Source organism: Pseudonocardia wallangbongensis (assembly GCF_054486945.1).
This window is the reverse complement of record NZ_JBRERS010000001.1, coordinates 737,818-761,385: the sequence shown is the minus strand read 5'-3', so window position 1 is coordinate 761,385 and position 23,568 is coordinate 737,818. Positions and strand designations below refer to the sequence as shown.

Below are 23,568 nucleotides of genomic sequence, written 5' to 3'. Positions count from 1 at the left end.
CCGAAAGGACCTGGGAGAGGTATGACCATCGAGCGCGACACCCTGGTCGAACGACTCGAGGCGCTCGCCGGGTGGAACGACACGACCCCGCCCTCGAACACCACCACCGTCGCCGCGATGTTCGCCCGGGCGGTGCAGGAGCACCCCGACGCGCTCGCGCTGGTCGCCGGTGCCCGGCAGCTCACCTACAGCGAGCTGGCCGAGCGGGTCGACCAGCTCGCGCACCACCTCCTGGAGCGGGGACTCACCGCCGAGCAGGTCGTCGCGGTCCACCTGCCGCGGTCGGCGGAGATGGTCGTCTCGGTGCTGGCGATCATGGTCGCCGGTGGCGCCTTCGTGCCCGTCGACCCGGAGTGGCCGCAGGAGCGCCGCAAGCAGGTGCTCGGCGACGCCGGCGCGGTGCTGATGCTGACCGCGGCCCCCCAGAGCGCGCCGATCGTGCCGGAAGCCGTGGTCGACCTCGACGCGTGGGCCTACGCGGCGCTCTCGCCCCGGCCGCCCGCCGTGGCCATCGAGCCGGGCCGGCTCGCCTACGTGATGTTCACCTCCGGGTCGACCGGCCGGCCCAAAGGCGCCATGATCCGGCACGAGGCGATCTGCAACCGCCTGCAGTGGCAGGTCGAGAAGATCCTGCGCTTCGGGCCGGGCGACGCCGCGCTGTTCAAGGCGCCGCTGTCGTTCGACATCTCGGTCAACGAGATCCTGCTGCCGCTCGTCTCCGGGGGCTACGTGGTGGTCGCCGAGCCCGGCGGCGACCGCGACCCGCAGTATCTCCTCGACCTGATCGCCACCGAGGGCGTCACGTTCGTCTACCTCGTCTCCTCGATGCTCGACGTGCTGCTGGAGATGGCGCGCGGCACCGCGAAGCTCGACGGGCTCACGCACGTGTGGTGCGGCGGCGAAGTATTGACGCCGGAGCTGTTCGAGCGGTTCCGCCGCCAGCTGGGCACCACGCTGTACCACGGTTACGGCCCGGCCGAGGCCACGATCGGCGTCTCCCACGTGATCTACCGCGACGACGCCGAGCGGATCGCCACGTCGATCGGGCGGCCCAACCCGAGCACCCAGCTCTACGTGCTCGACGAGGACCTGCGCCCGGTGCCGGTCGGTGCAGGCGGCGAGCTGTACGCGGCCGGGTTCCTGCTCGGCCGCGGCTACGTCAACGCCCCGGGCCTGACGGCCGCCCGGTTCGTCGCGAACCCGTTCGCCGGCGACGGCTCGCGCCTCTACCGCACCGGTGACCTGGCGCGGTGGCACGAGGACGGGTCGCTGGAGTTCCTCGGCCGCGCCGACAACCAGGTGAAGATCCGCGGCATGCGCCTCGAGCTGGAGGAGGTCGAGGCCGCGCTGGCCGGCCACCCGGAGGTCCGGCAGGCCGTCGTGGTGGCGCGGGAGAACGCCGCGGGCGCGAAGTACCTGGCCGGCTACGCGCTCGCCGCCCCCGGCGTGGCGGAGGATGAGCTGCGCCGCTGGTGCACCGACCGGCTGCCGGAGTACATGGTGCCCAGCACCGTCACCGTGCTGGACGCGTTCCCGCTGACGCCGAACGGCAAGGTGGACCGGCGGGCCCTCCCCGAACCGCGCCGCCGGGACGACCGGGACGCCGGGCGGGCGCCGCGCACCCCGCGCGAGCGCACACTGTGCGGGATCTTCGCCGAGGTGCTCGGGCTGCCCGAGGTCGGCGCCGACGAGGACTTCTTCACCCTCGGCGGCGACAGCATCGTCGCGATCGGCGTGGTCGGCCGGGCGCGGCGGGCCGGGCTCGCCGTGCGGCCGCGCGAGGTGTTCGCGCTGCGCACCCCGGCGGCGCTGGCGCTGGCCGCCGGTGAGGTCGGGACCCCTGCCACCACGGCCGTCGAGCCGGTGGGCGGGCTACCGGCCACCCCCGTGATCGAGTGGCTCTGGGAGACCGGGCCGTCGGCCGGCTTCTACCAGTCCATCACCGTGCCCGGCCCGGCCGGGCTCACCCCCGACCGGCTCACCGAGCTGGCCTCGGCGCTCCTGGGCCACCACGACGTGCTCCGCGCGGTGGTCGCGACCGGCGCCGACGGCCGCCCGGCGGTCCGGGTGCCCGCCGACGTCCCGGAGCCGGCGATCACGCACGTCCGGCTGGGCGCCGACGACCCGGTCGATGAGCGCGTGCGCCGGGAGACCGCGTCCGCCGCGGCCCGGCTGGACGCCGCTTCCGGCCGGATGGTCGAGTTCGTGTGGCTGGACCGCGGTGCGCTGCCGGGCCGGCTGGTCCTGGTCGTCCACCACGTGGTGGTGGACGGCGTCTCGCTGCGCATCCTGGCCGAGGACCTGGAGGCGCTGTACGCGGGCCGCCCCCTCGACCGGTCGGCCTCCTTCCGCGAATGGGCGCTGGCGCTCGCCGGCGCCGCGCGGGCAGGGGCGTTCGACGACGACCTCGCCTTCTGGCGGGAGACCGCGGCCGCCCCGAACCCGCCGATCGGCCGCCGGCCGCTGGACGCGGGCGTCGACACCGTCGCCACCGAGCGGGCGCTCACCGTGACGCTGCCGAGCGCGCTCACCGAACCACTGCTCGGCACGGTGCCGGCGGCGATCCACGGCGGCGTGAACGACGCGCTGGTGGCGGCGCTGGCCCTCGCCGTCGTCCAGGGGCGGGGCGGCTCCCGGCTCGTGCTGGAGATGGAGGGCCACGGCCGGGAGGCCGAGGAGCTGCCCGGGGACATCGACCTCTCTCGCACCGTCGGCTGGTTCACCACGCTCTACCCGGTTGCCCTCGACGTCCCCTCCGGCCGTCTGGCCGCCGTGGTGAAGGGGGTCAAGGAGCAGCTGCGCGCCGTCCCCGAGGGCGGGCTGAGCTACGGCGCCTTGCGCTACCTCGCGGGCCACGCCGATCTCGCCGTGGCGCCCGCGCTGCTGTTCAACTACCTCGGCCGGTTCGCGGCGGACTCCGAGGTCGGCGAGGACCGCGACCCGCGGATGCCGCTGCCGCGGGCGCTCGAGGTCAACGCGATCACCGTCGACACCGCCGGCGGCCCGGTGCTGTCGGCCCGCTTCAGCTGGCCGGCCGCGGTGCTCGACGAGGCCGAGGTCCGGGCGCTGGCCGAGCGTTGGCTGCGGCTGCTCGGGGAGATCGCCACCGACGGGTCGGTCGCCGGGTTCACGCCGTCGGACTTCCCGCTCGTCGAGCTGGCTCCGTCCGACGTGGCGGAGCTGGAACGCGAGGTTCCCGACGTGGCGGACGTGTTGCCGCTGCTGCCCCTGCAGCAGGGGATGTACTTCCACGCCGGCTACGACGACGAGTCGGTCGACACCTACCGCATCCAGCAGGTCGCCGAGCTCTCCGGCCCGCTCGACGCGGGCGCGCTGCGGGAGGCGATCGCCGCGATGGTCGAGCGCCATCCCGCGCTGCGCGCCGGGTTCCGCGACCTCGCGGACGGGCGGATCGTGCAGGTCGTCCGCGGGCGCGTCGACCTCGACTGGCGGGTGGTCGATCTCAGCGACCGCCCCGGCGCCGACGCCCTTGCCGAGCTGGAACGGGTGGCCGCGGCCGACCGGGCCCGCCCCTTCGTGCTGGCCGAGCCGCCGTTGCTGCGCTACAGCGTGGTGTCGCTGACGCCCACCGAGCACCGGCTGGTGCAGACCATGCACCACATCATCGCCGACGGCTGGTCGTACCCGTTGATGTTCAACGACGTCGTCGACGCCTACCGTGGCACGCTGCGCGGCCTGCCCGCGGTGGCGCTGGGACAGCACATCGCCGCCATCGCGGCCGCCGACGCGCAGGAGACCGAGGCGGTGTGGGCCCACGCCCTCGCCGGTGTCGACGAGCCGACCCTGCTCGTCGACGCCGACCCGGGCGCGGCCGTAGGCGAGCACCGCATCGTCGCAGGGGAGCTCTCGGCGGAGCAGACGGCGGCGCTGGCCGGCGTCGCGCGCGACCTGGGCGTCACCCTCAGCACGGCGCTGCACGCCGCCTGGGGGCTGGTGCTCGGCGGCACCCTCGGCGAGGACGCCGTCGCCTTCGGGTCCACCGTGTCCGGGCGGGCCGGGAGCCCCGTGCCCGGGGTGGACTCCGTGGTCGGGCTGCTGATCAACACGGTGCCGGTGCCGATGTCGTGGGCGAAGGACGAGCCGGTCGGCGCCGTGGTGCGCCGCCTGCAGGACGAGCAGACCGCGGTGCTCGACCACCAGCACGCGGGGCTCGCCGAGCTGACGCGGTCACGCAACCTGCGCACGCTGTTCGACACGCTCGTGATCGTCGAGAACTTCCCCGAGGTCTACGCCCCGGCGGACGAGGGCCTTTCGGTGCGCGGGTTCACCTCCACCACCTTCTCGCACTACCCGGTGTCGATGGTCGCCTTCCCGGGCGAGCGGCTGCTGCTCCAGGTCAAGTACGACGTCGGCCTGGTGGAGGAGGGTCGGGCCCGCCGGCTCCTGCGGCAGGTCACGCAGGTCCTCGACCAGCTCGTCGCCGATCCCGGCATCCGGGTCGGCCGGCTGGAGCTGGTACACCCGGACGAGCGCGCGCTGGTGCTCGACGCGTTCAACGACACGGCGCACGACCTCGGGGCGCCGACCCTGCGCAGTCGTTTCGAGCACTGGGCGGCGCGCACCCCCGAGACCACCGCCGTGGTGTTCGAGGGTGCGTCCATCAGCTACGGCGAGCTGAACGCGCGCGCGAACCGGCTGGCGCACAGCCTGATCGCGCAGGGCGTCACGCGCGGGTCGGTGGTCGCCGTCGTGCTGGAGCGCTCGGTGGAGCTGATCGTCGCGCTGTACGCGGTGCACAAGGCGGGGGCGGCCTACCTCCCGGTCGATCCCGGCTATCCCGCCGAGCGGGTCGCCTTCATGCTCGACGACGCCGCGCCCGCCCACGTGATCGACGATCCCGCGACGGTCCCCACCGACGGGGACCCCTCGAACCCCGACGTGCCGGTCTCACCGGCCGACCCCGCGTACGTCATCTACACCTCCGGCTCCACCGGGCGGCCGAAGGGCGTCGTGGTGCCGCACGGTGCCGCGGCCAACTTCCTGTCCTGGATGCAGGAGACCTACCGGCTGGAGCCGGGCGAGCCCACCCTGCTCAAGACCCCGTCCAGCTTCGACGCGTCGCTGCGGGAGCTGTTCTGGCCGTTGCTGTCCGGGGCCACGATGGTGATCGCGAGGCCGGAGGGGCACAAGGACGCCGCCTACCTCGCGGAGCTGATCCAGACCCACCGGATCACCACCGCCCAGTTCGTGCCCTCGATGTTCGCGGTCTTCCTCGAGGAGCCGGCCGTGCGCGGGTGCACCTCGCTGCGGCGCGTGATCTGCGGCGGGGAGGCGCTCCCCGCGGACGTCGTCGCCCGGTTCGACTCCATCGTCGAACTGCGCGCCGCGGAACTGCACAACGTCTACGGCCCCACCGAGGCGGCCATCGACGTCACCGCGTGGAACACCGCGGAGCGACCGGTGGGGCGGTCGGTGCCGGTCGGGCGGCCCGTCGCCAACACCCGGCTCCGCGTGCTCGACGCCGCGCTGCGACCGGTGCCCCCCGGCGCCGCGGGCGAGCTGTACATCGCCGGCGTCCAGCTCGCGTACGGCTACCTCAACCGGCCGGGGCTGACCGCGGAACGGTTCGTCGCCGACCCGTTCGTCCCCGGCGAGCGGATGTACCGCAGCGGCGACCTCGCCCGCTGGGACGACACCGGTGTGCTGGAGATCCTCGGGCGCAGCGACCACCAGGTGCAGGTGCGCGGCTTCCGGATCGAGCCGGGGGAGATCGAGGCCGCGCTCGTCGCCGCCGGGGACGTCACGCGCGCGGTGGTGGTCGTGCGGGACGGCCGGCTCGTCGCGTACGTGGTCGGGTCGGCCGATCCGGACTCGTTGCGGGAGCGGGTGTCGCGGGTCCTGCCGGAGCACATGGTGCCCGCGATCGTGGTGGCGCTCGACGCGTTCCCGCTGACCCCGAACGGCAAGCTCGACCGCGCGGCGCTGCCGGACCCGGACTTCGGCGGCCTCGTGTCCGACCGCCGCCCGCGCACCGGGCGGGAGGAGCGGCTCTGCGACCTGTTCGCCGCCGCGCTGCGGCTGGACCGGGTGGGCATCGACGACGACTTCTTCGCCCTCGGCGGCGACAGCATCACCTCGATCGCGGTGTCGGGCCGGGCCCGCCGTGCCGGGATGCGGATCACGCCACGCGACATCTTCCGGCTGCGCACCGTGCAGGCGCTGGCCGCAGGCCTCGGCGAGGAGGTCGAGCCGGCCCGGGAGGCGGACGACGGCGTCGGGCCGGTGCCGCTCACGCCGGTCATGGCGGAGGTCGCGGCGGACGGCATCCCCCTCGACAACTTCTTCCAGTCGATGCTGGTGCGCACGCCCGCGGCGCTGACCCGCGCCGATCTCGACCGCATCCTGGCGGCGGTCGTCGACCGGCATCCGCTGCTGCGGGCAGTGGTCGGCCCCGACTGGACGATCACCGTGCCCGAAGCCACGGGTGCGTCGGTCCCGACAACCGAGAGCGCGGTCGTCCCGTCGCCCGAGGCGGTCGGGCGCGCCACTCGCGACGCCGCCGCCCTGCTCGACGCGCGGCGCGGGATCATGCTGCGCGCACACTGGTTCCCGCCCCGCCCCCAGGTTCAGGAAAGCCACATTCATGAACCTGCAGTACATGAATGTGGCTTTCCTGAACTTCCGGAGGCGGGGCGGCTGCTGCTGGTCGCGCACCACCTCGTCGTCGACGGGGTGTCCTGGCGCATCCTCACCGCCGATCTCGCCGCCGCCTGGGAGGCGGTGGCCGCGGGGCGCGAGCCCGAGCTGGAGCCCGTGGGAACCTCGTACCGAACGTGGTCGCAGGTCCTGCGAGACGCAGACTTCCGCGCCGAGCTCGGGTACTGGCGCGAGGTGCTCAGCACCCCCGACCCGGTCCTCGGCCACCGCGCCCTCGACCCGGACGTCGACGTGGACGCGACCACCGACACCCTCGCCGTCGACCTGCCCCCCGAGGTGTTCGGGGACCTTGCCCGGGCGGTCCACGGCCGGGTCGACGACATCCTGCTCACCGGGTTCGCCCTCGCGCTGCGGCGGTGGCGGCGCCGCCGCGGGGTGGACGCCGGCTCAGCAGTGCTGCTGCGGGTGAAGGGGCACGGCCGGGAGGGCGACCTCTTCGGGCGGCACATCGACCTGTCCCGGACCATCGGCTCGTTCACCAGCATCTACCCGGTGCGGCTCGACCCGGGCGAGGTGACGTGGACCGATGGCGCGCAGCTGGCCCGCGCGGCCAAGGTCGTCAAGGAGCAGCTGCGGGTCCCGTCGGCCGGCATCGGCCACGGCGTCCTGCGGTACCTCGGCGACGGCGCCGAGCTGCCCGCGGTCACCCCGCAGATCGTGTTCAACCATCGCGGCCGCACCACCGACGGCGCCGACGACGACTGGGGCTTCACCACCGTCGGGTCGGGGCTCGACCCGCGCTCGCCGGTCGACGCGCTCGAGATCAACGTGCTGGGGGACGGCTCGGCGACCCTGACCTGGCCGGCCGGGATCCTCGGCGCGGACGAGGTCGGCGAGCTGGCGGCGCTGTGGGTCGAGGTCCTGCACGCGCTCGCCGGGTGCGCCGAGCTGCACGGGCACACCCCGTCGGACTTCCCGCTCGTCGCGCTCTCCCCGGACGACGTGGAGGCGATCGAGGCCGCCACCCCGGGGCCGGTCGCCGACATCTGGCCGCTGTCGCCCCTGCAGGAGGGCCTGTTCTTCCAGGCCCGCATCGCGGGCGAGGGGGACGTGTACCTGGCGCAGGACGCGTTCGACTTCGACTCCCGGCTCGACGTCGACGCGCTGACCGAGGCGTGCTCGCTGCTGCTGGAGCAGAACTCCGCGCTGCGGCTGGGCTTCACCGACACCGGGCTCGACCGCCCGGTCGCCGTCGTCGCGGCCGGCCTCACGCCGTCCGTGACCGAGGTCGACCTGTCCGCGCTGACGGCGGAGGAGCGGGCCGAGCGCACCGAGGCGGTCATGGCCGCGGACCGGCGCACCCCGTTCGACCTCGCGTGCCCGCCGCTGCTGCGGCTGACGGTGCTGCGCGGCGGCAGCGCTGACGACGCCTCGGACCGGCGGGGCGGGGACCGGCTGCTGCTCACCCGCCACCTCCTGCTCTGGGACGGCTGGTCGCGCGAGCTCGTGCTGCGCAGGCTGTTCGGCGCCTACGCGGCGGTGCGCCGCGGGGCCGCGCCGCCGGCGCCGGCGCGCGCGCAGTTCCCCGACTACCTGGCCTGGCTGGCCGAGCAGGACGACGCCGCCGCGGCGGCCGCCTGGTCGGAGGCCTTCGCCGACCTCGCGGATCCGACCATCCTCTTCCCCGAGGCCGTCGGCACGGACCCGGTGATCGCCACCCGGATGTCGGTGGAGCTCAGCCCGGAGGACACCGCACGCCTGTCCGCGCAGGCGCGCGCGATCGGCGTCACCCTGAACTCCGTCGTGGGCACCGCGCTCGGGCTGGTGCTCGGCCACGCCGCCGGCACCGACGACGTGGTGTTCGGCATGACCGTGGCCGGGCGCCCCACCGAGGTCGAGGGCATCGAGTCGGTGGTGGGTGTCTTCCTCAACACCATCCCGGCCCGCGTGCACGTGGACCCGCGCGCCACCGCGGCCGACGCCGTGCGTGCCCTGCACGAGCAGCGCGTCGCGATGATGCCCCACGAGTACCTCGGCCTCGGCGACGTCCAGCGCGCCGTCGGCCGGGGGCAGCTGTTCGACAACCTCTACGTGCTGCAGAACTTCGTCGACGACGAGACGTTCACCGACCTCGAGTCCGAGCACGGGATCCTGTCGGCGGCCGGCGTCGACTCGACCCACTACCCGCTGACCTGGGTGGTCTACCCGGGCGAGCGGCTGTGGATCAAGCTCGAGCACCGCGGCGACGTGGTCCCGCCGGAGACCGCGGCGGCCCTGCTCGCCCGGCTCGAGCAGTTGCTGCTGCAGCTGGCCCGCGACCTCGCGCAGCCGGTCGGCGAGCTGTCCCTGCTGACCCCTGCGGACGGCGCGGCCCTGCGCGCCGAGTGGGAGAAGGCCGTCCAGCCCGTCGGGACGGAGACCATCGCCGACCTGCTCGCCGAGCGCGCCGCGGCCGTCCCGGCCGAGACCGCGCTGGTCGTCGGCGACACCCGGCTCACGTACGCGGAGCTCGACGCCCGCGTCAACCGGCTGGCGCACCACCTGCTGGCCGCCGGTGCCGCGCCCGAACGCATCGTGGGCCTCGCCCTCCCGCGGTCCGTCGACATGGTCGTGGCGCTGTTCGCGGTGCTGCGGACCGGCGCGGCCTACCTGCCCCTGGACCTGGAGTACCCGGACGAGCGGCTGGCCGGCATGATCGCCGACGCCCGGCCGATGGTGGTGCTCTCGACCTCGGCCGTGTCGTCGCGGTTCGCCGGCCCCGTCACGGACCTCGACGGCCTCGACCTGTCGGGATACCCCGGGACGGCCCCGCCCGTCGTGCCGGGCTGCCTGGACCACCCCGCGTACGTCATCTACACCTCGGGCTCCACCGGGCGCCCCAAGGGCGTGGTCACGCCGTACCGCGGGCTGACGAACATGCAGCTCAACCACCGCAGGGAGATCTTCGACCCGACGGTCGCGGCGGCCGGGGGCAGGCGGCTGCGGATCGCGCACACCGTGTCGTTCTCCTTCGACATGTCCTGGGAGGAGCTGCTCTGGCTCGTCGAGGGGCACGAGGTGCACATCTGCGACGAGGAGCTGCGCCGCGACGCGCGGGCGCTCGTCGGGTACTGCCGCCGCCACGGGATCGACGTCGTGAACGTGACGCCCACCTACGCCCAGGTCCTCATGGAGGAGGGCCTGGTCACCCGGCACCCCCTCGCGTTGATGCTGCTCGGCGGCGAGGCGGTGCCCGACAGCCTGTGGACCGCGCTGCGCGAGAGCGACTCGTTGGGCTACAACCTGTACGGCCCCACCGAGTACACGATCAACACCCTCGGCGCGGGCACAGGAGAGAGCGCCACGTCCACGGTCGGGCACCCGATCTTCAACACGCGCGCCCACGTGCTCGACGGCTGGCTGCGGCCCGTCGACGTCGGGGTGGTGGGGGAGCTCTACATCGCCGGCGCCGGGCTGGCGCGCGGCTACCTGCACCGGCCCGCGCTCACCGCGGAGCGGTTCGTCGCCGACCCGTGGACGCCCGGCGGGCGCATGTACCGCACCGGCGACCTGGTGCGCCGCCGCCCGGACGGCAACCTCGACTTCCTCGGCCGCACCGACGACCAGGTCAAGATCCGCGGCTACCGCGTGGAGCTCGGCGAGATCGAGTCGGTGCTCGCCGGGCAGCCCGGGGTGCGGCGGGTCGCGGTGGTCGTCCGCGCCGAGAAGCGGCTCGCCGCCTACGTCGTGCCCGACGCCGGGACCGACCGGGACGAGCTGCCGTCGGCGCTGCAGGCGGCGCTCGCCACGGTGCTGCCCGACTACATGGTCCCGACGCTGTACGGGGTGGTCGACGACCTGCCGCTGACCGTCAACGGCAAGCTCGACGCCGCGGCGCTGCCCGAGCCGCGGCCGGTGGCGCGCCGGGCCGGCCGGGCGCCGAGCACCGAGGCGGAACGGGTGCTCGCCGGGATCGTCGCGTCGGTCGTCGGCGTGGAAGAGGTCGGGGTCGACGAGGACTTCTTCACCCTCGGCGGCGACAGCATCTCCTCGATCACGCTGTGCGGGCGGGCCCGGAAAGCAGGCCTCGACCTCGCGCCCCGCGACGTCTTCCGCAAGCGGACCGTGCACGCGATGGCCGCGGGCCTGGCCGTCGCGGTCGAGCGGCCGCGCGAGGTGCGCGACGTGGGCGTGGGCGCCGTGCCGAACACGCCGATCCTCGCGGCGTTCGAGCGGATGCCGCTCGAGAGCTTCTACCAGTCCATGGTGGTCCGCACGCCGGCCGGCATGAGCCGGGCCGAGCTGGAGACGGTGCTGGGCGCGATCCTGGAGCGGCACGACCTGCTGCGGGCCCGGGTCGAGGGCGAGGGCCCCTGGCACCTGGAGGTGCCGGAACCCGGCGCCACGGACGTCGCTGCGCTGCTGGAGGTCACCGAGCGCACCGGCCGGCCCTCCCCGGAGGAGATGGCGGCGGCCACCCGGGCGGCGGCGGCCGCACTGGACGCGCGCCGCGGCCGGATGGTGCGGGCCCACTGGTTCCCGGACGGGTCCGGCGCGGGCTGCCTGCTGCTCGTCGTGCACCACCTCGTGGTCGACGGCGTTTCCTGGCGCATCCTCACCGCCGACCTCGCCCAGGCCTGGTCGGCGGTCCGGGCCGGGCGGGAGCCGCGGCTGGACGAGGTCGCCACCTCCTTCCGCACCTGGGCGCGGCGGATGCGGTCGGCCGCCGACCGCGGCCGGTTCCGCGGCGAGGCCGGCTACTGGCACGACATCGCGGGCACGCCGGACCCGGATCTCGGCTCCCGGCCCCTCGACCCGACGGTCGACGTCGCCGCGACCACCGACACCGTGACGCTGCGCCTGCCCGCCGACGTCACCGGACCGCTGCTGTCCACGGCGCCGGCCGCGATCTTCGGCGGGATCAACGACGTGCTGCTGGGCGCGTTCGGGCTCGCGGTGGCGCACTGGCGCCGGGCCGGTTCGTCGGCGGTGCTGCTCAGCCTCGAAGGGCACGGCCGCGAGCCCGACCCGTTCGAGTCCGGCGGCCCGCTGGACCTGTCGCGGACCGTCGGGTGGTTCACCTCCCTGCACCCGGTGCGCCTCGACCCCGGCGCGCCCGGGTGGGACGACGTCGTCGCCGGTGGGCCGGCGCTCGTCCGCGCCGTCAAGGCCGTGAAGGAGCAGCTGCGGGTGCCCGCCCGCGGCATCGGGTACGGCGTGCTGAACGACCTCGACGGGGCCGTCGACCTGCCGGACGTCGAGCCGCAGATCCTGTTCAACTACCTCGGCCGGTTCGGCGCGGGTGCCGAGGCCGACTGGGAGCCGGTCGCCGACTACGACGCGCTCGGCGAGGGCGTCGACCCCGGCTCCGAGGTCCGGGCCCTGTCGGTGAACGCGATCGCGCACGACACCGCGGCCGGCCCCGAGTTCTCCGCGATGCTGACCTGGCCGACGGGGATCATGTCCCGGGCCGAGGTCGAGCGGCTCGCCGCGCTGTGGGAGCAGGCGCTGCGCGCCGTCGCCGGGTCCGCCGTGCTGACCGGGCACACGCCGTCGGACTTCCCGCTCGTCCCGATGACGCAGGACGACGTCGACGAGCTGGACGCATCGGTCCCCGGCGGCCCCGCCGACGTGCTCCCGCTGCTGCCGCTGCAGCAGGGCATGTACTTCCACTCCGTGCAGGCGGGCGAGCGCGACCCGTACGTGATCCAGCACGTCCTCGAACTGCGCGGCGCGGTCGACCCGGACCTGCTGCGCCGCGCGGTGGAGGCGATGGTGGCGCGGCACCCGGTGCTCCGAGCCGGGTTCCGGGAGCTCGCGGACGGCCGGGTCGTGCAGGTCATCGCGAACGACGTCGCCGTGGGCTGGGAGGTCGTCGACCGGCCGACCGGCTTCGCCGAGATCGCGGCCGAGCGCTTCCGCACCGTCTTCGACCTCGCGGCGCCGCCGCTGCTGCGCTACACGCTGGTGAGCCTCGACGACGACCGGCACCGCCTCGTCCAGACCATGCACCACCTGCTGGCCGACGGCTGGTCCTACCCGCTGATGTTCGACGACGTCATGGCCGCCTACCGCCAGCTCGTGCGGACCGGGCGGGCCGACCTGCCGGCGCCCGCCGTGACCTTCGCCGACCACGTCGCCCGGCTCGCCGGCCGGGACCCGGCCGCGTCGCGGGAGGTGTGGACCGAGGCGCTCGCGGGCGTCGACGGGCCCACCAAGCTGGTCGACGCCCCGCGGGGGGCCGAGGTCGCCTCGCACGCCGACGTGCAGCACGAGCTGTCGGCCGGGGCCACGGCGCGGCTCGCCGACCGGGCGCGCGCCGCCGGGGTGACCCTGTCCACCGTCCTGCACGGTGCATGGGGGCTGCTGCTGGGCCGCACGCTCGGCCGGGAACGCGTGGTGTTCGGTTCCACGGTGTCGGGCCGGGCGGAGACGACGGCCGGTATCGAGTCGATCGTCGGCCCGATGATCAACACCGTGCCCGTGCCGATGGCGTGGGCGGCGGGCGAACCGCTCGGGCAGCTCTTCGCGCGGCTGCAGGACCGGCAGCTCGCGGTGCTCGACCACCAGCACGTCGGGCTGGTGGAGCTGGCGCGGATCGCCGGGGTGGGCGAGCTGTTCGACACGATCGTCGTCGTCGAGAACTTCGCGGTGACCGGGTCGCCGGAACCGGAGGACGGGCTGCCGACGGCCGAGTGGATCGACGGCACCGACGCCGCGCACTACCCGGTGGCGCTCGTCGTGCACCCGGACGAGCGGCTGCGCCTCAAGATCACCTACGACACCGGGCTCGTCGAGGAGGGGTTCGCCCGGCGGCTCGTCGAGCAGATGGCGCTGTTCCTCCAGCAGTTCGCCGAGGACCCGGCGGTCCCGGTCGCCGGGCTCCGGGTGGGCGCGGAGCCCTCGGTCTCCCGCGGCCTCCCGCACGGCGACGATCGCACCCTGGCGGATCGGTTCGCCCAGGTCGCCCGGGACCGCCCGGACGCCGTCGCCGTGCGCGACCGGCGCACCGAGCTGACCTACGCCGAGCTCGACGCGCGGTCCGACGCGCTGGCGCACCGGCTCGTGGCGCAGGGGGTGCGGCCCGGCTCGCGGGTGGCGGTGGTGCTGCCCCGGTCGGCCGACCTGATCGTCGCGGTGGTCGGCGTGCTCAAGGCGGGCGGCTGCTACGTGCCGATCGACCCGACCTCGCCGGCGACCCGCATCGCCTACATCCTGGACGACTCCGCGCCGGACTGCGTGCTCGCCGTGGGGGAGACGGCCCACGTGCTGCCCGAGGGCGGCCCGGCCACCGTGGTGCTGGACGAACCGGCGGGCGCGGCCGGTCCGGTGCGCGTGGGCGGGCACGCGGCCGCGGACGCCTACGTCATCTACACGTCCGGCTCCACCGGCCGGCCCAAGGGCGTCGCGGTGCCGCACCGCTGCGTGACCGCCTTGTTCGCCGGCGCGGAGGCCGACTTCGACTTCGGCCCCGACGACGTGTGGACGCTGTTCCACTCCTACGCCTTCGACTTCTCGGTGTGGGAGATCTGGGGCCCGCTGCTGCACGGGGGTCGCCTCGTCGTCGTCGACCACGACGTCGCCCGCGACCCCGAGCGGTTCCGGGCGCTGCTGTCCGACGAGGGCGTCACCGTCCTCAACCAGACGCCCTCGGCCTTCTACTCGCTGATCGCTGCCGACCGGCGGAGCACGGCGCCGCTCACGCTGCGGTACGTCGTCTTCGGTGGCGAGGCCCTGGATCTGCGCAGGCTCGCACCCTGGTACGAACGCCACCGCGACATCGCGCTCGTGAACATGTACGGGATCACCGAGACCTGCGTGCACGTCACCGTCCGGCCGCTGACCCCTGACGACACGACGCGCGCCGACAGCGTGATCGGGGTGCCGCTCGCGGGCCTGGCGGTGCACGTGCTCGACCGGTACCTGCAGCCGGTGCCGCCCGGCGTCACCGGCGAGGTCTACGTCGCCGGTGGGCAGCTTGCCCGCGGCTACCTCGACCGCCCGGGCCTCACCGCGACCCGGTTCGTCGCCGGTCCCGACGGGCAGCGGCTCTACCGCAGCGGCGACCTCGCCCGGTTCACCGAGACCGGAGAGCTGGTCTACCTGGGCCGGTCGGACCACCAGCTGAAGCTGCGCGGGTTCCGCATCGAACCCGGGGAGGTCGAGGCGGCGCTGCTCGATCGGGACGACGTCGACGGTGCGGCCGTGAGCGTGCAGCGCGACGCGCAGGGGCGGCCGCGCCTGGTGGCGCACCTCGTCGGCCGCGCCGTGGACGTCGACGCGGCGCGCCGGCACGCCGCGGCGGAGCTGCCCGCGCACATGGTGCCGGCCGTCTTCGTGGTCGTGGACGGCCTGCCGTTGACGATCAACGGGAAGCTCGACCGCGACGCCCTGCCCGCCATCGCCGAGCCTGCCGCGGCACCGGCCGAACCGGCGCCCCCGGGTGTCTCGGCCGAGGCACTGGCCGCGCTGTTCGGCGAGATCCTCGGCGTCGGGGTTGCCGGCGTCGACGCGGACTTCTTCACCCTCGGCGGCGACAGCATCATCGCCCTGCAGCTCGTCAACCGGATGAAGCGGCTCGGGCTGCGGGTGACCCCGCGGGAGGTGTTCACCCACCGGACACCGGCGGCGCTCGCGGCGCTGGGTGAGCCCATCGCACCCGCCGCACCGGATGAGGACCCGGACGCGATCGGCTCGGTGATGCTGACGCCGATCGTGCACCGCCTGGCCGAGCTGGGCGGGAGCATCGACCGGTTCAACCAGTCCGAGCTGCTGCTCACGCCGCCCGGTGCGGCGGCCGAGCGGGTCGGCGCGGTCGTCACCGCGCTGCTGCGCCGGCACGACGCGCTGCGCCTGCGCCTGTCCCGGCCGGCGCCGATGCTCTGGGCGCTGGAGACCGTGCGGGAGCTGCCCGACGGCGTGTTCACGGTCGTGGACGCGCGCGGGCTCGACCCGGCCGCTTTCGAGGAGCTGCTGGGCGTCGAGTCGGACGCCGCCGCGAACCGGCTGCGTCCGGACGAGGGCCGGATGGTCGCCGCGGTGTTCTTCGACCGCGGGGAGGAACCCGGCCGCCTGCTCCTGGTCGTCCACCACCTCGCCGTCGACGGCGTCTCGTGGCGCATCCTGCTCGACGACCTGCGGGCGGCGTGGGAGGGCGGCGCGCCCGAACCCGTCGCCACGTCCCTGCGGACCTACGCCCGGCTGCTCAACGAGGCGTCCGCGCAGGACGGCAGGCTGGCCGAGTTCCCGCACTGGAGCCAGGTGCTCGCCCCGGGAGCCGAGCTCGACCCGGCCCAGGTCGGGGCCCGCACCGTCGGCGACACCCGGGAGCACCGGTTCCGGCTCACGGCCGACGAGACGCTGCCGCTGCTGACCACCGTGCCCGCCGCGGCACGCGCCGACGTCACCGAGACGCTGGTGACGGCCCTGCGGGCGGCCGTCTCGCGGTGGCGCGAGGGGCGGGGCCTCGCCGATGGGGACCTCGCGATCGACGTGGAGCGGCACGGGCGCGAGGACCTCGGGCGGGACGTCGACCTCTCGCGCACGGTCGGCTGGTTCACCTCGATCGCCCCCGTCCGGTTGCCGGCGGGCACCGGCGAGCCGCTCGGCCGCATCGGCGAGGTGCGCGACCGGCTGCGCGCCGCGCCCGACGGCGGCTGCGGTTTCGGGCTGCTGCGCTACTGCAACGCCCGCACCGCGGCGGCGCTGGCCCGGCTGGGGCAGCCGCAGGTGTTGTTCAACTACCTGGGGCGCTTCGGTGCGCCCGGCTCCGGCGCCTGGGACGCGGCGCCGGAGCGCGGGGCGCTGCGCGTGAGCCCCGCGCCGGACCTGGGCACCCCGTACCTGCTGGAGGTCAACGCCTACTGCGAGGACACCGCGGGCGGTCCCGAGCTGGAGGTGGTGCTGACCTACGCCGACGGGTGGCTCGACGACGGCGCGCTCGGCGACCTGCGGGACGCCTTCGCCGCCGCGCTGCGGGACCTGCACCGCGGGACGGCGTCGGCGACGGCCGAGGTGGAGGACGTCTGGCCGTTGTCCCCCCTGCAGGAGGGGATCTACTTCCAGGCCGAGCTGGCCGCCGACAGCGACGTCTACATCGCGCAGAACGTGTTCGACTTCGACCGCAGGCTCGACGCCGGCCGGCTCGCCGCCGCCTACGAGCAGGTGCTCGCCGCCAATGCCGCGACGCGGATGTGCTTCGGCACCATCGGCGACGGGCGCGCCGTGGCGTTCGTCGGCGCCGGGCTGCGGTGCCGGATGACCGAGATCGACCTGTCGCACCTCGACGCGGAGGCGGCGCAGCGCCGGCTCACCGAGATCAGCGATGCCGACCGACGGACGCCCTTCGACCTGAGCGAACCGCCGCTGGCCCGGCTCACCGTGATCCACGGCCGGGACGGGCGGGACCACCTGCTGTTCACCTACCACCTGCTGCTGTGGGACGGCTGGTCGCGGGAGCTGGTGCTCACCCAGCTCTTCGACGCCTACCGGGGGGAGACCCTCCGGCCCCCGCGGGGGAGCTTCGCCGACTACCTCGACTGGCTGCGGCGCCAGGACGCCGGGGCGTCCACCGAGTTCTGGCGGGAGGCGTTCGCCGACCTGCCCGCGCCCACCCTGCTGTACCCGCAGGCCGCCGGCACCGAGCCGGTGCTGGCGCGGCGGATCTCCGTCGAGATCCCCGAGGAGGTCACCGCCCGGCTCACCGAGCGGGTCCGGGCCGCGGGCGTCACGATGAACGCGCTGGTCAGCACGGCGCTGGCGGTGGTGCTGGGCCACGCGTCCGGCAGCAGCGACGTCGTCCTCGGCACCACGGTGGCCGGCCGGCCCACCGAGCTCGACGACATCGACGACGTCGTCGGCGTCTTCCTGAACACCGTGCCCGCCCGCATCCGCCTCGACCCGGCGGCGACGCCGGCGCAGGCGATGCAGGCCGTGCAGCGGCACCGGCTCGACGCGATGCCGCACGAGTACGTCGGGCTCGGCGACATCCAGCGGGCGGCGGGCCGCGGCCCGCTCTTCGACAGCCTCTACGTCCTGCAGAACTTCCTCGGCGACGACACCTTCTCCGACCTCGAGACCCGCAACGGGATCGTCGGGGTGCGCAGCGTCGACGCCACCCACTACCCGCTGACCTGGGTGGTGATGCCCGGCAGGCGGCTGTGGGTGAAGCTCGAGTACCGGCCGGACGTCGTCGGCGAGGCGGAGGCGACCGCGCTGCTCACGCGGCTGGAGCGGCTGCTGCACGGCCTCGCCGACGACCCCGGCACCCCGATCGCCGCGTTGCCGGTGCTGCTCCCCGCAGAGATGGCGGCCCGGGAGGCGGCGGACGCCGCCCGCGAGCACCCGGTCGAGGACCTGACGATCGCCGAGATGCTGGCGCGGCAGGCGCTCGCGACACCGGACGCCCCCGCGCTGACCTTCGGCGCGACCACGCTCACCTACCGGGAGCTGGACGGCGCGGTCTCCCGCGTGGCCCGGCTGCTGGTCGCGCGCGGCGCCGGGCCCGAGACGATCGTCGCGCTCGCGCTGCCCCGGTCGACCGAGATGGTGGTGGCGCTGTTCGCGGTGCTCCGCGCGGGCGCGGCCTACCTGCCGCTGGAGCTGGACCACCCCGACGAGCGCCTGCGCACGATCGTCGACGACGCGGCCCCGGCGCTGCTGCTCACCACGACGGCCGTGGCGCCGCGCCTGGCGGCGTGCGACGTTCCGATGATCCGCGTCGACTCCGACGACTTGTCGGACGCCCCTCACACAGGGTTCGGTCCCACCCGGCTCGACCACCCGGCCTACGTCATCTACACCTCCGGCTCCACGGGACGGCCGAAGGGCGTCGTCACCCCGTACCGCGGGCTGACGAACATGCTGCTCAACCACCGGGAGGCGATCTTCGGGCCGACGGTCGCCGCCGCCGGCCGCGGGCTGCGGATCGCCCACACCGTGTCGTTCTCCTTCGACATGTCGTGGGAGGAGCTGTTGTGGCTGGTGGAGGGCCACCACGTGCACGTCTGCGACGAGGACCTGCGCCGCGACGCGCGTGCACTGGTGGAGTACTGCGACCGGCACCGGATCGACGTGGTGAACGTGACCCCGACGTACGCCCAGCACCTGGTCGAGGTGGGCCTGCTCGACGGGCACCGGCCCGCGCTCGTGCTCCTCGGCGGCGAGGCGGTCCCGGAGAGCCTCTGGGCCACCCTGCGCGACGCCGACGGCGTGCTCGGCTACAACCTGTACGGCCCCACCGAGTACACGATCAACACCCTCGGCGGCGGCACCACCGACAGCCGCACCGCCACCGTGGGCACCCCGATCTGGAACACCCGTGCCCTCGTGCTGGACGAGTGGCTGCGCCCGGTGCCCGCCGGTGTGGCGGGGGAGCTGTACATCGCGGGCGTCGGCATGGCGCGCGGCTACCTGAACCGGCCCGCGCTCACCGCGGAGCGGTTCGTCGCCGACCCGCACGGCTCCGGTACCCGGATGTACCGCACCGGCGACCTGGTGCGGGTCCGGCCGGACGGCAACATCGACTTCCTCGGCCGCACCGACGACCAGGTGAAGATCCGCGGCCACCGGGTCGAGCTCGGCGAGATCGAGGCGAACGCGACCGCGGCCCCCGGCGTGCGGCGCAGCGCCGTGCTCGCGGCGGGCGACGGCTCCGGCGGCAGGCGGCTCGTCGCCTACCTGATCCCGGCCGAGCCCGCGGTGGACCCCGAGCGGCTGGTCGAAGGGGTGCGCCGGCACCTGCGGGAGCGGATGCCCGGCTACCTGGTGCCCAGCGCGTACGCGGTGGTCGACGCGCTGCCGCTGACCGTCAACGGCAAGCTCGACACGGCGGCGCTGCCCGCACCGCGCACGGTCTCGGTGAGCAGCCGCGAGGCGCGGACCGCCGCCGAGAGCGCGCTGTGCGCGATCTTCGCGGCGGCCCTCGGCGAGGACGCCTTCGGCGTCGAGGACGACTTCTTCGAGCACGGCGGCCACTCGCTGCTCGCGACCCGCCTGATCGGCCGGGTCCGGGAGGAGCTGGGCGCCGACGTCTCCCTGCGGCAGCTGTTCGACCACCCCACACCGGAACGGCTGGCCGCCGTGCTCGACGGCGGCGCCACCCCGGCGCGGACGCGGGTGGTCCGGCGGCCGCGCCCGGGACGGCTGCCGCTCTCGCCCGCGCAGGAGCGGCTGTGGCTGCTGCACGAGCTCGCCCCGGAGTCGGTGGCCTACAACTACCCGCTGCTGGTGCGGGTGCGGGGTGCGGTCGACGCCGAGGCGTTCACCGCGGCGCTGACCGACGTCGCCGGCCGGCACGAGGTGCTGCGGACGCTAGTGGGCCCCGAGCAGCGGATCCTCGAGCACGCGGTGCCGGAGGTCCAGGTCCGGGACGCCCTCGCGGCGGAGACCGAGGCGATCGTGGCCGCCGCGGTCGCACGGCCGTTCGCGCTGTCGTCGGAGATCCCGGTGCGCGCCACGCTGGTCCGCGAGCGCGACACCGGCGACACGGTGGTCGCGCTCGTGCTGCACCACATCGCCGTCGACGAGTGGTCGGACCGGCCGCTGCTCGCCGACCTGGACGCCGCCTACCGCGCCCGCCGGGCCGGCGCGGCGCCCGCGCTCGCCCCGCTGCCGGTGCAGTACGCCGACTACGCGCTGTGGCACCGCGACTTCCTGGGCGCAGCCGACGACCCCGGCAGCCGGTGCAGCCGCCAGCGTGACTTCTGGGCGCGGCAGCTCGCCGGCGTCCCCCAGGAGCCGGTGCTGCCCGCCGTCGCGACCGGGGCGACGGGAGGCGGGACCGTCTCGGTCCGGCTCGACGCCGAGCTCGGGGACCGGCTGCGGGAGCAGGCGCGCGCGTCGTCGTCGAGCATGTTCCTCGCCCTGCACGCCACGCTCGCGATGCTGCTGTCGCGGCTGGGCGCGGGCACCGACATCCCGGTCGGCAGCCCGGTCTCCGGACGGGGTGACGCGGCGCTCGACGAGCTGGTCGGCTTCTTCGTCAACACGGTCGTCGTCCGCACCGACCTCACCGGCGCGCCGTCGTTCCGGCAGCTCCTCGACCGCGTGCGGGAGACCGGGCTGGCCGCGCTCGAGCACGCCGACCTGCCCTTCCAGCAGGTGGTGGAGGCGGTGAACCCGGTGCGGGTGCCCGGCCGCAACCCGCTGTTCCAGGTGATGCTCGGCTACCACCGCAGGCCCGAGGGGGGTGACGAGCTGTTCGGCCTCCCCACCGGGGAGGCGCCGGCCTGCACCGCCGACCCGAAGGTGGACCTCACCTTCACCGTCGTCGACGCCGGGGCGGGGCGACCGGTGGAGCTGTCCGTCGAGTACGACGCATCCCGCTGCACGGCGGGGACGGCGCGGTCGGTGGTGGAACGCTTCGAGGTGCTCCTGCGCAGCGCGCTCGCCGACCCCGACGCCCCGTACCCGACCCTCGACGTCCTGACCGCCGACGACGCGCAGGCGATCGCCCGCTGGTCGCGGGGTGCCGAGCCTTCCCCGGGGCCCGCGTGGTTCCGGCGGTTCGCCGACCTTGCCGCGCGCACTCCGGACGCGCCGGCCGTCCGCTCCGGCGCTGCGCCGTCGTACTCCGGGACGCTGTCCTACGCCGACCTCGACGCCGCATCGGACGCGGTCGCCGCGGGCCTCGCGGCGCGCGGTGCCGGGCCGGAGACGGTCGTGGGCGTGGCCCTGCCCCGGTCGGCCGACATGATCGTCGCGCTCGTCGGGATCGCGAAGGCCGGTGCCGCGTTCCTACCCCTGGACCCGGGGTTCCCCGCGGCCCGGCTGCGGTACATGGTCTCGGACGCCGCGCCCGCCGTGGTGCTCGTCGACGCCGGGACCCGCGGGTTGTTCGAGGGGTGCGCAGCCGGGCTGGTGACCGTCGGCGAGCTCGGCGGCGACCCGATCGCCCCGCGCGAACCGGATCCCGCGGCCGCCGCGTACGTGATCTACACGTCCGGTTCGACCGGCCGCCCCAAGGGCGTCGTGGTGACGCACGACGACCTGGCGCACTTCCTGGCGGCCGCGCGGGACACCCTGCCGCTCACGGCCGACGACCGGCTGCTCGCGGTCACCACGCTCTCCTTCGACATCGCCGTGCTCGAGCTCATGCTGCCGCTCTCCCGCGGGGCGTGCGTCGTGCTCGCGTCATCCGAGCAGGTCCGGGACCCGCACCTGCTCGCCGAGGTGCTCCGGTCCGAGTCGGTCACCGCCGTGCAGGCGACGCCGTCGCTCTGGACCGCGCTGCTGGACGCCGCCGACCCCGACCTGTCCGGGGTGCGGGCGCTGGTCGGCGGCGAGGCGCTGCCGGCGCGGCTGGCCACATCGCTCGGGCGGCGTGCGGCCGGGCTGATCAACATGTACGGCCCGACCGAGGTCACCGTCTGGGCGACGAGCGCCGACGTGGCCCGGGATCCGGGGATCGGGCGTCCGATGGCCGGCACCACCGCCCACGTGCTGGACGCGGCGTTGCGGCCGGTGCCGCCCGGCGTGGTCGGCGAGCTGTACCTCGGCGGGCCCCAGGTGGCCAGGGGCTACCTGAACCGGCCTGCGCTGTCCGCCTCCCGGTTCGTCGCCGACCCGTCCCGGAGCGGCGCCAGGGTGTACCGCACCGGTGACCTGGTCCGCTGGACACCGGACGGTTGCCTGGAGTACCTGGGGCGCAGCGACCACCAGGTCAAGGTTCGCGGCTTCCGCATCGAGCTCGCGGAGATCGAGACCGTGCTCGAGTCCGTCCCGCGGGTGCGGCGCGCCGCGGCGGCCGTGCACCAGGACCGGATCGTCGCCTACCTCGAGGCCGAGCCCGGCGTCGCGGAGGTCGCCCGGGAAGCGGCGGCCGCGCGGCTGCCCGGCTACATGGTCCCGTCGGTCGTCACCGTGCTCGACGCGCTGCCGCAGACCCCCAACGGGAAGATCGACCGCGGCGCGCTCCCGGCGCCTGGGGCCGCGGTCGGCGGCGCCGCCCCGGCATCCGACCTGGAACGGCGGCTCTGCGAGATCTTCGCCGAAGTCCTCGGGGTGGACGGCATCGGCCGCGACGACGACTTCTTCGTCCTCGGCGGGCACTCGTTGCTGCTGGTGCGGCTGGCCACCGCGCTCCGCCGCGACCTGGACGTCGAGCTGCCGGTGGCCGAGCTGATGGCCACACCGACCGTGTCGGCCCTGGCTCGCCGGATCGGCGCTGCGGGCGGCGGCGCCGCCGGGCTCGCGCCCGTCCTCGTGCTGAACGAGGGGGCCGGGCGACCGCCCCTGTTCGCCGTCCACCCGGCGAGCGGCCTGGGCTGGCAGTTCGCCGGGCTGAAGCCGCACCTGCCGGCCGACGTCCCGCTCTACGCGCTGCAGTCCCCGCGCCTGCAGGACCCGGACGCCGCGCCCGGGACGCTCGCCGCGACCGCGCTCCGCTACGCCGACGAGGTGGAGCGCCTGGCGCCGGAGGGGCCGATCCAGCTGCTGGGCTGGTCGTTCGGCGGCGCGGTCGCCCACCAGGTCGCGGTCGAGCTCGGCGCCCGGGGGCGGCGGATCGCCCTGCTGGCGATGCTCGACACCCACCTGCCCGACGGGAAGCGGGAGCTCGACCGGTGGGACGGATCCGCGGCGATCGAGGGGTTGCTGCGCGAGCTCGGGCACCGGATCCCCGAGGAGCGCGCCGGCGCCATGACGGTGGCCGACGCGGTGGCGGTGCTGCGCGCCGGCGGCGGCACGATCTCGGTCCTCGACGACGAGCAGATCGCGCGCGTCGTGCAGACCTACCTCGCGGGCGACCACATGATCGAGCACGCCGGGCTCGCGGCCGTCGCGAGCGACGTCCTGTTCGTCGACGCGACGGTCCCCGAGCACGGTTTCACCGGCACGGCGTCGCGCCGGTGGCGGGCCCTCGTCGCCGGCGACCTCGAGGTCGTGCAGGTCGGCCGTGCCCACTCGGAGCTCCTCGATCCCCCGGCGATCGCGGAGTGGTTCCCGGTGCTCTCCCGAGTTCTGGAATGACGA

General features: G+C 75.0%; 1 protein-coding gene. It reads left to right on the top strand.

Going from position 1 to position 23,568, the window contains the following annotated elements; translation table 11 throughout:
• Positions 1-21: 21 nt before the first annotated feature.
• Entirely contained in the window at positions 22-23,565 is a 23,544-nt protein-coding gene (locus tag ACU436_RS03600; RefSeq protein ID WP_459021556.1) for a non-ribosomal peptide synthase/polyketide synthase, read from the top strand.
• Positions 23,566-23,568 lie beyond the last annotated feature (3 nt).